At 37.4% G+C, this 12,004-nt stretch carries 8 protein-coding genes and 1 pseudogene; 7 read left to right on the top strand and 2 right to left on the bottom strand.

Annotated features, from left to right (window positions below):
• The first annotated feature begins 272 nt into the window (after positions 1 to 272).
• From ACKTT2_RS32060 to ACKTT2_RS32030, 7 genes and pseudogenes are all read left to right on the top strand, one after another.
• The gene (locus tag ACKTT2_RS32060) at positions 273 to 1,493 is read left to right on the top strand and encodes an acyltransferase family protein (protein WP_407894370.1); all 1,221 of its coding nucleotides are present in this window, start codon (positions 273 to 275) and stop codon (positions 1,491 to 1,493) included.
• A 452-nt stretch (positions 1,494 to 1,945) separates the two neighbouring features.
• Positions 1,946 to 3,103 carry a glycosyltransferase family 4 protein gene (locus ACKTT2_RS32055; protein ID WP_407894368.1) on the top strand — a complete coding sequence of 386 codons (1,158 nt, stop codon included), beginning with the start codon at positions 1,946 to 1,948 and terminating at the stop codon, positions 3,101 to 3,103.
• Between the two features lie 36 nt (positions 3,104 to 3,139).
• On the top strand, positions 3,140 to 5,425 hold the full coding sequence (locus tag ACKTT2_RS32050) for an ATP-binding cassette domain-containing protein (protein WP_407894366.1): 2,286 nt from the start codon (positions 3,140 to 3,142) through the stop codon (positions 5,423 to 5,425).
• 73 nt (positions 5,426 to 5,498) lie between these two features.
• Entirely contained in the window at positions 5,499 to 6,461 is a 963-nt protein-coding gene (locus tag ACKTT2_RS32045) for a glycosyltransferase family 10 domain-containing protein (RefSeq protein WP_407894364.1), read from the top strand.
• 346 nt (positions 6,462 to 6,807) lie between these two features.
• On the top strand, positions 6,808 to 7,806 hold the full coding sequence (locus ACKTT2_RS32040) for an Npun_R2821/Npun_R2822 family protein (RefSeq protein WP_407894474.1): 999 nt from the start codon (positions 6,808 to 6,810) through the stop codon (positions 7,804 to 7,806).
• A gap of 10 nt (positions 7,807 to 7,816) precedes the next feature.
• A complete protein-coding gene (locus ACKTT2_RS32035; RefSeq protein ID WP_407894362.1) occupies positions 7,817 to 8,749 on the top strand; it encodes an Npun_R2821/Npun_R2822 family protein in 933 nt (310 codons plus the stop codon).
• 86 nt (positions 8,750 to 8,835) lie between these two features.
• Positions 8,836 to 8,965: pseudogene (locus ACKTT2_RS32030) on the top strand (IS1/IS1595 family N-terminal zinc-binding domain-containing protein); the annotation flags it as partial.
• Positions 8,966 to 9,205: 240 nt separating this feature from the next.
• On the opposite strand, the gene ACKTT2_RS32025 reads toward ACKTT2_RS32030, so the two are convergent.
• Positions 9,206 to 9,580, bottom strand: a complete 375-nt coding sequence (locus ACKTT2_RS32025; protein ID WP_407894360.1) for a hypothetical protein — start codon at positions 9,578 to 9,580, stop codon at positions 9,206 to 9,208.
• A 75-nt stretch (positions 9,581 to 9,655) separates the two neighbouring features.
• Positions 9,656 to 11,368 (bottom strand): ABC1 kinase family protein, encoded by a 1,713-nt coding sequence (locus tag ACKTT2_RS32020; protein WP_407894358.1) that lies wholly within the window; start codon positions 11,366 to 11,368, stop codon positions 9,656 to 9,658.
• Between the last annotated feature and the right edge of the window lie 636 nt (positions 11,369 to 12,004).

Raw genomic sequence — 12,004 nt, 5'->3', positions numbered from 1 at the left:
CTTGATAAGGGGGAGCCACTGCGCCATCGCGGGTTAAGCGACTTGTAGCAAGTGGTGAGTCCACCCTTGTAGAAAGGTTTCCTTTCGTAGAGGAGTGGCGAACCCGTAAGGGCGTGGATTAAGGGGGGTAAGGAGAGATACTACAGATGGTAGAGTTTTTTCTATGCATCTTCATCTGAAAACGGTATTACGTATAAATAATTAAGAGATATCTCTGAGGACAATTTTGTTTTTATCAATGAATATATTCTTATCTATATTGAGATTTATATATGCAAGAAAACTGCGATTTAAAACATTATGAACGCATTAGTAATATTCTACCTGCGGTGAAAGGACTAGCTATTTTAATGATTGTTATGTACCATTTACTAATGTATAGTCAAAACGTACAATCATTTTCTCAAATAATTACTTTCTCAAGTACTAAAGGATTAGCCAGTTTAGTAGACGGTCTTATATCTACATTCTGTTATTTAGGAAAATTTGGGGTTCATTTTTTCTTAATTGCTAGTGGTTTTGGATTAGGGGCTTCTTGGTGGCGACAAACACATTTATCCTCAAAAAAATATTTTACTACAGTATCTTTTTGGCAACGAAGATTACTACGATTATTGCCTTTATACTGGTTAGCTATTGGCTTGGCTTTAATACTTTTTTTAATAAATCATGATTTGATTCCTTATGGAAAAGATATATTTACGCAAGGAGGCGTAGAAGTTTTTACAGCTATTTTGGCTACTCTCACAACATTTCGCAACTTGATTTGGAAGTACTATTTTTTCCTGAATGGAGCTTGGTGGTATGTAGGATTAGCAATTCAGCTTTATTTTATTTTTCCCTTTTTAATTGGGTGTATCCAACGCTGGAGTTACTCAATTTTACTACTTGGTTCTCTCATAGTCTCTTTGTTATATCGAGGCTTAGTTGTTGCTTTACCCTTGAATGATTTAGCAACTAATCTACTTTTACGAGGTTCTTTATTTCCATCTCGATTGTTTGAATTTGTATTTGGTCTTGTTTTAGCTATTGTTCTTCTCGAAAAGAATACCTTAAAAAATTCTGATGCTTTTAATAGTTTTGTTCGACTATCTAAAAACTTGGTACTTAAACCTTCCTGGTTGGGATTCAACATTTTTTTATGGGTATTGGGTTTCGTTTGTGACTGGGTATCATCCAGTGAACAATGGATGATTTTGAGAGTTCCATCAGATGCTCTTATTGGTGTTGGAGAATTTGGACTCATTTTTCATCTGTTGTGTAGCGTGAAGTGGGCTAACAAATGGCTGAGTCTTTTAGGTAATTACTCTTATGGAATTTTTCTAACTCATATGAATATATACGTAGGGTTGTGGTTTGTAATGCAATCTTTCATTCATTCATACTGGGTTCGCTTTGCTTTAGTAACTTTAATAACTTGTGCTCTAGGTATGTTCTTAGAACTAAGCTACAACTGGGTGGTGAAAAAATGTTTTAGCAAGCAATTAGCTTGATATACAGTGAATATAGGAATTCTATCTGATTTGTGAAAAAATCTAAGTACTGTATGGTGGGCAATGCCGCACAAAAGTTTTGTGTGGTGAGCATTGCCCAATGCCACTCCTAGCAGTCGGGGGTTCCCCGCGCACGAAGGTGGCTCCCTTACGTGTATTTCAAAAATCAAATAGGCGCTTGTAGTATACTTGTACTATAAAAATGAACAGTTATCTGTTTTCTCCGTAAATTCGCTATAGTGTTTATGAAAACAAGACAAAGATTAATCTATTACCGCTCGCTAAGTAAAAAAATAACTTAAGGAAATTAAAATTGATACCAAATTCTAGCACAGATTACTGAGTTTGTTTGAGTTATCCGCCTAAAACAGAGAACTTAATGCATCAAATTTCAGCAGAACTCAAATTTTTATTAAGCTTTAATTTGCAACTAGACAGGAGAGTTATCAAAATTGAAAGTTTCACTTGTTGTCAGCGATCTTAGCGGTGGTGGTAGTGTTCGAGCTATTTTACTAGCTCAAGTTTTGAGAAAGCTCAATTATCAGGTAGAAATTGTTGGTTTTCTCTTCGGTGATGATTTTTATACTATTCCTCCTTCTGATATTCCAGTCGTTGCGATCGCAGGCAAAAACTATCCACAGTTTTTGGGTTCGGCTAGAGAACTTTTGCAAAAACTCGATGGAGATCTTCTTTATGCTGTCAAACCCAAACCCACTAGCTTTGGCGTTGCTTTAATTAAAAAAATTAGCAGTCATCGTCCTTTACTTTTAGATATGGATGACTGGGAACTCAGTTGGTATGGAGGTTTTGACTGGAATTATCGTCCTGGATTTAAAAAATTTTGTAGAGATATACTCACTCAAAATGGAGAATTGCGTTTTCCTGACCATCGCGTGTATGTTAGCTGGCTAGAAAACTTAGTCAACAAAGCAGATGGACTCACTATTGATACTCAATTTCTCCAAAACCGCTTTGGTGGCGTTTATTTACCCAATGGTAAAGATACTGATTTGTTCGATCCCAGACAGTATGACTCTGAGGAGAGTAGAAGGCGTTACGGTCTTTCTAATTATCGAATTCTTATGTTTCCGGGCGCACCAAGACCTCATAAGGGAGTCGAAGATGTCTTAATGGCGTTAGATATATTAAACCAACCTGACTTAAGACTTGTGATTGTTGGTGGAAGTCCTTATGATGACTATGACGATCGCCTAATCGAACAATGGGGACGTTGGATTATTAAGTTACCCAAATGTCCCGTTACAGTAATGCCGAAAGTTGTAGCAGCTGCTCATATTGTGGTTGTTCCTCAAAGAGACACAATAATTGCTCGCGCTCAATTTCCTTTAAAGCTAACAGATGGCATGGCAATGGCTAAACCTGTATTATCAACTAGAGTTGGTGACATTCCAGAGATTTTAGGAAACACTGGCTATCTTGTCGATCCTAATTGTCCAAAACAAATTGCCGAGAAAATACAATTGATATTTGCCGATTTAGAAGCGGCAAACGAGCTTGGTCATAAAGCCAGAGAAAGATGTATAAAACATTATAGTGTAGATACCATGGCGTCTACACTTTCTCAAGTTATTGCTGGAATAAAAATTTAATCATAAATTATCAGTGGCAGCAATAAATTATTGCATATGTTACTCCAGAAACAATCTTACTCCAAACGTCCCTTGCTTACCAATCCCGTTCTACTTAAATTTGCTAGACCTTACCCTTGGTTGATTCTATTAACAATCTTTTTAGGCTTTTCTGGAGCTTTATTCAATGGTGTAGGTACTGCATTAATTGTACCGGTAGTTCTTAAAGTTGTAGGACAGAAAGTCGATTTTGATGGAGCACCTCCCATCCTTCAAAAATTAACACAACCTTTTGACAATGTTCCAGAAAATTATCGTTTGTTTATAATGGCTGGGGCAATTATATTGACTATAGCATTAAAAAATGCAGCAAATTATGCTAGTACACTGGCATCTAGTTCTCTATCACGTAAATTGACGTCAGATATGCGCGAAGCAGGTTTCAAAATATTGCTAGACGTCGATTTAGATTACTATACTAAGATGAAAGTCGGCGATCTCATCAATACTCTGGGTGGAGAAATCGCTCGTGCTTCTAGTGCTTTAGGTAATTTAATTAAAGTTATTGTACTGATTATTACAATTTTAATTTTTGTAGGATTATTGCTATCGATTTCTTGGCAGTTAACAATTGCAACAACTGTTTTACTTTCCTTGGTAACTCTAATAAATCAGTTTGCGATCGCTAAAGCAAGAAATTTTGGAGAGAGATTATCAGAAATGTCTAAGTCTTACTCTATTAATGTTTTAGAAACACTGATGGGTATACGCTTAGTAAAGGCATCTGGTAATGAAAATAGAGAGTACCAAAAGATGAAAAAGCTAATTCGCGATCGCGAGCAAGCAGACTTTCAATCTCAGGTATATTCTGAATTAATTTCACCAATCAGCGAGATAACTGGCATCATTATTTTAATGGTAATTGTCTTTCTAGGTCGGGCGTTTTTTGCTGATGAAGTAGCTTCTCTATCCGCCGTTCTCCTCACATATTTGCTGATACTTATACGATTGTTGCCGCTAATTTCTCAATTGAATACTCTTCGCAGTAGCTTTGCCAATTCTACTACTAGTGTGGATATTACAACTAATTTTTTACGACGAAATAATAAACTAATTATGGTTGGTGGTTTGGTTAGCTACTCTAAATTGCAACAAGGCGTACATTTTAAGTGGATTTCCTTCTCCTACCCCGGACATGAGAAGTTGGTACTAAAAGATATAGATTTATATCTGCCGTGCGGTACTACACTGGCTTTAGTCGGTGGCTCTGGTGCTGGTAAATCAACAATGGCTGACCTATTACCTAGATTTTATGACCCAACCTTTGGTTGTATTACGATTGACGGCATCGATCTACGCGATTTCGATCTTCAATCGCTTAGGAAAGCTATGGGTATTGTCAGTCAAGATACTTTTCTCTTTAACAACTCGGTGCGGTATAACATTGCTTATGGGAGACTTGAAGCTACAGAAGAGGAAATTATCGCTGCGGCAAAGCGAGCAAATGCTTATGAGTTTATTATTAAATTACCTCAAGGATTTGATACCCCGATTGGCGATCGCGGAGTCATGTTGTCTGGCGGACAGCGACAACGTTTGGCAATAGCACGTGCTTTGCTGCAAGATCCGGATATTCTGATTTTAGATGAAGCTACTAGCGCTTTAGATACCGTTTCCGAACGTTTAGTACAAAGTGCATTGGAAGATTTAAGCCGCGAACGTACAACCTTGGTTATTGCTCACCGTCTTTCCACAGTGCAAAAAGCTCATCAAATTGCTGTTTTAGAACAGGGACGTGTCGTAGAGGTAGGAACCCATGAAGAACTGTTACACAAGGGTGGCTACTACACTCGCTTATACTCCATGCAATTTGCTGACAAGGTTGAAGTTGCAAACAAACGTCACCAAAGCTTAATTCGGATCTCTTACGAACTCCGCACGCGCCTTAACTCTACAATTGGGTTGTTGCGTTTGTTACTTGATGGCATGGTTGATAATTTGCAAGAAAGACAAGAATTAATTGAGCAATCTTATAAACTAGCTACAAAAATTCTTAATACAATTGATGTGTTTGACGATTTTATCGATCTTGGAATGGAAGTGCGCTCTCTCTTAGCAGAGAAAAATGATAATGGCAGTGTCGAGCTTCAAAATTTGAACCAAATTTCTCAAGAACTGAGGATAAGCCTGAAACCTATGCTTGCTTCCCTCAGTTCTTTAAGTGAGAAGAATATGTTAACTAAGTCTCCAAGGGAACAACGCGAATTCATTCAAGAGGCTTATCGCTCAGCAATAGATTTGGTAGATAAACTCAAGCTTTTTGAAATCAACGACAAACTATAATTATTTTATGGAAAATTGCTACAAAATGGCATAATCTTCGTTCAATAATAATGAATTTTTGTTTGAAAAATACATGAGTAGAAAAATTGTCGGAATGCTGAGTGGATATCCTGGTGTTAACAGAAGTGATTGGATGTGGCTGCAAACGCCTAACTTTTTTGGAAACTGGGGTAACATTCAGATGTTAGCCAATGCAGAAAAGCCAGATTTTTTGTTGTTATACAATTATGCTGGTATAAAAACAGTAGTTAAGAAAAAGTATTTGTTTTTTAAACCAGAATTACAACATATATACTATCCAGAACAGGAAATGCAACGGTTACTGCGAGGGGTTCCCAAGGAAAAAATTATTTTTCTCTGGCGGGAGCCACCTTTACAGGAGGTGATGGAGACAAATTTACGTTGCTACGAGTGGGGTGAAAACTACTGCGGTTACGTCTGTGCACCTGACGATGCAGCACCAAATCCAGATTATATGCCTGCTATTTGGTATCATTCCAATTCTTTTCGTGAATTGAACGAAATGCCACCGCTAGAAAAAATACGCACTTGTAGCTGGATTACTTCTGGAATTAGCCGCACTGCTAATCATCGTCAACGCTTGGAGTTTTTACGTCTGCTACAGTCGAGTCAATTTGATTTTGATTTATATGGGCGGGACTTACCAGAATGGGCTAGTTCCAATGGGCAAATCGGTAATAAATGGTATGGGATGGCACCGTATTATTACAATTTGGCAATTGAAAATTACGTTGACAATGATTGGTATGTGAGTGAAAAGTTATGGGATGCCCTTTTAGCTTGGTGTTTACCTATCTATTATGGTGGTTCTGCAGCTGATAAGTTATTACCACCAGGAAGTTTTATCAGGATACCTAGCTTGGATGAAGCTGGATTGAAGTTTATCCAAGAAGTGAGTGCTACCCCAGATGCTTGGTATGCTGCAAAGAATGCGATCGCAGAAGCTAGGCAGGTTATTCTTCACAAACTTAATCTTCTAGAATGGACTTCTAACTTTGTGAAAAATTTCTCCTGATTGTTCAAATATTTCTATGATATGGAAATCATTTATGATTCGTGAGAAGTTTTAAGTATTGTAGGGTGGGTAATGCCCACCACGTAAGGTTTTTATACGGCAAAGCCCAACGGCACTCTTTCCAACGCGCATCAAAACTCGCACTTCGGGAAGTCAGTAAATTTACTGATTTCTATTCTTATTTTGTATTTTACATTAGTGGAAACGAACGAAAGTTGGTTGTCGAAGAGATGATGGTAGTTAAACCTTCATCTCAAAATTTCTATAAAGTCAAATGTCATTTTTATTTAAATTAAATTATAGCGTTTATAGAAAATAAAAAATTTTAAATATTATGGAGGCTTTAATGACAGAAGGTATCTATATACTTGCTAATGATATTGTTTACGATCAGCTAGTGGCTTTACTAAATAGTATTGAAGCAAATGCTGGAAAAAAATATCCAATTTGTATAATTCCTTATGATGAAAGATTAGAACGAGTTAAATGTGAACTTCAGAATAGAACTAATGTAACAATTTTTGAGGATAATGGAATACTCAAGAGTTGGAATGAATTTGCTACGAAAGTATGGCAAGCTCATCCCAACGCTTTCAAAATTTGGCAAGAAAATGGTATATCAGGTATCTATCGTCATGGAATGCATCGCCGATTTTCCTGTTTTGACGGACCTTTTGAAAAATTTATATATTTAGATGCTGATATCGTCATTCTGAATTCATTAGAATATGTGTTTCAACAATTAAATAAAAACGATTTTGTTGTTTATGATTTTCAATATAAAGATCCGAAACATGTTTATAATCTGAATTCAGATAAACTCTTAGATATCTTTTCAGAAGCTCGCATTACAAATGAAATATTTTGTGCGGGTATGTATGGGAGTAAAAAAGGATTATTTAACGAACGAAGACGAGAAGAGTTGATATCTTGGCTAGAAAAAGGAGAAGCAGAAATTTTGTATATGAATGCTCCCGATCAAACAATTCTTAATTACATGATAATGCGCTCGGGAATTTCTAGCTATAATTTTGCTCTTCATTTATCTAAAAGTGAAAGAACTGGTTGTTCTGTAACTTCAAATCATTTTGAGGAAAAGAATAATATTTTGTACGATCGAGGTAACCGCCTAACATATCTTCACTATATTGGATTAGAATCTCAATTATTTACTAATGTTTGCTCTGGCAAAAATATTGATTTTCCTTATAGAGAAGTTTTCTTACATTATCGCTATTTACATGAACCAAATAAACGACCAAAATTTAAAAGGAAGCCTAAAGCTTACAATGCGCCAGCAAGTTTATTTACAAGACTGTTAAGAAAATTAGGATTAGCTAGTTGAGGATATTTTTATGAATCGAGGAATTTATATTATTGCTAATGATAAAGTGACAGATCATGCGATCGCACTACTCAATAGTATCAGACAGCATGACAAGGAAACATCGATCGTTATGATTCCGTATGATGACAACTATCATAATGTTGCACATATGCTTGGTACGTATTATGGTGTAAAAATTTACGAAGATTTAGAATTTATTGATAGATTATCAAGAAAATTACATGAAATTTTTGGAGGTAAGTTTTTTGCTCGTCCCAATCAGTTTCGCAAACAAGCTTGTTGGTTTGGTCCCTTTGAAGAGTTTTTATATATAGACACAGATATAGTTGTTTTTGAAAAAATCATTGATAATCTTAACTATTTAGCTGATTATGACTTTATTTGTTGTGATTATCAACACGCAGGCGGTATCAAAAATGTCTTTTCTCCTAAGATTTTAGAAGAAAAAGTTTTTACTGAAACCGAAGTGAAAGATATTTTCAACGGAGGTTTTTGGAGTTCTAAGCGAAACTTGGTCTCTGAGCAAGATTTGTACGATATTTTTACAGAATGTGCCGCTCACCCGGAATACTTTGATTTTTCTGAAAAAACTTCTGACCAGCCCATTATCAATTATATGCTTTTAAAGCGAATTAAGCGCCGCTTCAATATTGTTCGTAGGCAGGGGAAGGGACCGGGAAACTGGGGAGGAAGCCCTCATTTTCAAGTTCAAGGGCATACATTGGTCGATCCCTCTGTCAACCAACCCTTACAATACCTTCATTGGGCTGGCATCCGTATTGAACCAGGTTGTCCGTATTGGGAAATTTGGGAACATTACCGTCATCTAAACCCAGCACTGCCAAAAGCGGTTTTTCCTTCCAAACCAAAGAAAAGTCCTTGGGGACAAGGATTAGACAACTTTAAGAATCAGTTACGGCAAATAAAAGCTAAGCTTTGATTTTTGCTTCGTTGTCTAACTTGACTCTCCCAATCCAAATTTTCTGCGGCGTTGCATAATAAAGGGATGAATTGAGGTGTTATACTATAAGCTTTTTATACTTTAACTCTACTGAAATTAGAAAGAATGGTAAGCGCCGAGGTAAACACGCATCACATTTGTGCTATTTGTGGTCGCCAATTTATAGACATCTACAGCCCACCAAAAGGATATTCTTTTAGGTGCAATACATAAAAAAATTATGGAACCGCAGCCTGTAGCAGACGAACGCGGATAAATTTGGACTCTATGGGGTCTATTATGAAAATTTCCGTAGTTATAGAGAAGCTCCATAGAACTTCTCTAATTGGTGGAACTCACTGCCTATCCCACAAAATGTGTAATTCTAGAGTACTGAAGAGAGTAAGGAGAGTATAATCATAAATACTTTTTGTTACTACACTTCTTAGCTCATTTTTAAGGCAGAGAATCTAAATCTAGCGATCGCATTCCTTGACGTGCAACGTAAGTCAGCATACTTCCTAATTGCACCCAGACAAGCAAGCCAGTTAAAATACCGACTGGCAACCCAACTGCATAGGCAAGAAAGGGTGGGAAACCAAAGATCTCAAAGCCGGAACAAAGAAACAGACACGCACCTGCCGTTATTCCTAGAAATGGTACTGTCAATTGTTTGACAGACATTTGAGAACCAGAAGTTTCTGCACCATCGCTTTGCCATTTATGTACTATTAATTTTAATGTTCCAGCTAAGGCTAAACCTGACGCAATTGCTGCAAAAAGTCCCACTACTAATAAAAAGTAAGGTGGCTGTTGAGGATAGTAGTACATGAAAACTCCTGATTGAATTAAGAATTAAGAATTATGAATTACTAAATTTTTCATAATTCTTAATTTATAACTTTTTTATGGTTTGCTACTAAAAGCTACTGCCGCTTTTGGTAATATTGAAGCCACGCCTTCTCTAGATAGTTCTGTCAATACTCCTATTGCTACATCTATCAAGCGGGCGGGCTGTATGTCATCTTTCACGAGATTCCACAGCCTTTGCACTTCTTCGGTATGAAGGCGGTCATCTTCAGTCAGTGCAAGGACTAATTGTTTCCGAAGAAACTTGCCTTCATCCGACAGCAAGTATTGAAACCCTAGTTGAGCTGTGGGTAACACATCAAAGTTACCATCGGTTCTGGCGATCGCAAGCAAACTCTCCAATCTTTGCCACTGAAATTTGCCATCCTTAAAAAGTACGTTCAGCAACCGCCGTCGTAATTGAGGAGATTCTCCCGTGAGCAATCGTCTCGCTACATAGGGATATGCCACCTCAACAATTTTGAAGTTTGGGTTCAAGCTAAGGGCAATACCTTCTTGCGTCACCAAAGAACGAATAATCAAAGCAAATTGAGAGGGAACTCGGAAAGGATACTCGTACATGAGTTCTGAGAAATTGTCAGTGATAGTTTTGAAATTAAAATCTCCAACATTTTTCCCAATGGCGTCCCCCAAAACAGCTTCTAATGCTGGTATAATAGGACGAATATCCGTATCTGGGGTAAGAAAACCCAACTTCACATAATCTTCTGCCAATTCGCTATAGTCTTTGTTCACTAAATGGACGACAGCATCGACTAAAGTTTCTTTAGTCCTTTCATTCAACTGATCCATCATGCCGAAGTCAATGTAAGCCATACGACCATCGGGCGTGGCAAATAAATTGCCTGGATGGGGGTCAGCATGAAAGAACCCGTGTTCTAAAAGCTGTTGCAAACCAGCCGTTACACCAATTTGAACGATCGCATTTGGATCTAAACCTGCTGCACGAATACTCTTGGTATCTGTTAGTTTAAAACCATGAATCCACTCTAAGGTGAGAACTCGAAGGTTGGTATAGCGCCAATATATAGTGGGTACTTTGACTTGAGGGTCGTTGCGGAAATTAGTAGCAAATTTTTCTGCATTACGGGCTTCGTTGAGATAATCGATTTCCTCAAACAACTTTGTGCCAAACTCGTCCACAATCATTGTGAGGTCGTGACCGAGATTGAGGGGTAACCAAGGACTTATCCAACCTGCAGCCCAACGCATTAGATAAAGGTCTAACGAGAGAATGGGGCGTAAGTTAGGACGTTGCACTTTTACTGCCACTTCTTCGCCAGTTATCAACCGACCTCGATAAACTTGTCCCAAACTAGCAGCTGCTACAGGATTTGGGGATAACTCGCTAAAAATTTCGTCTATCGATCGCTCTAATTGCGTTTCGATAGTTTGGTAAGCGATGGCATTGTCAAAAGGCGGTAACTGGTCTTGCAGTTTTACCAGTTCGTCCAAGTAGTCCTTACGTATTAAGTCCGGTCGCGTTGAAAGGGCTTGACCTACTTTAATAAAAGTTGGACCTAAGCGGGTAAGTAACTGCCGCAATTGAGTAGCTCGCTTTAGCTTGTTTTGCTCCTCTTGATTCTGCCATTCATCCCACTTAAGACTAACTATAAACCAAACGAAAGACCAAATAACTGTCACTGCTCTCGACCAAGCCAGCCAGGGACGATAGCGATAGTATCGGGCGATCGCTTTTGGATCGTAGCGTCGATTGTTTTGGTTTTGTGTAAGGGTTTGCGAATTCACTCCCCTATCTTCCTCTTTAATTCGATTGAAAAACGCTTTGCATTACTGACCCTAGGAGGGATATCCTTTGAGCTAAACAGATACTCTATTGATATTTCCTTTTCAGTCTCATGCAATTTCGCCAAAGTTTACTTAACGTTACTTTTTATCTTTTATTTTATATTAGTACATAAAAGTATAAATACTTAAGCTTCTTTCTGCTAAAAATAGAGTTTACTCTGTATATATCTAATTTAAAGTATAATTTTTACCAAAAAAGAATGTTGTTTACGTATCTTGCAAACGAGTACCCATTAGACATCTCTAGTAAAAGACGTAAGGGCGCGGCGGCAAGAGCGTCCCCACCAAGACATTTGGGTAATGCACAATTAATTTCTAGAGGTATCTGACATATAATAAAAATTTTCTAGAAACAATTCTTTTATTTAAATGTATAAAAATATACTATTAATTTTTCTTTAACTTTTTGAGAAACAAAGTCTTATCGATCTGCATACCTATGGGATTTTAAGTCGAACAAACTCTCACCTCCAAACCTTTTTCCTTACAGAGGGGTTTTCAACCACTTTTTCAGAGGCCCAAGCAACATGGGTAGAGTTTTCTGTGTTAATGAGTCTTAATTCAACTCAATTCTTA

Source organism: Scytonema hankhaensis NUACC26 (genome assembly GCF_045865695.1).
Lineage (GTDB): Bacteria > Cyanobacteriota > Cyanobacteriia > Cyanobacteriales > Nostocaceae > Scytonema.
This window is presented reverse-complemented; position numbering and strand designations above follow the sequence as displayed.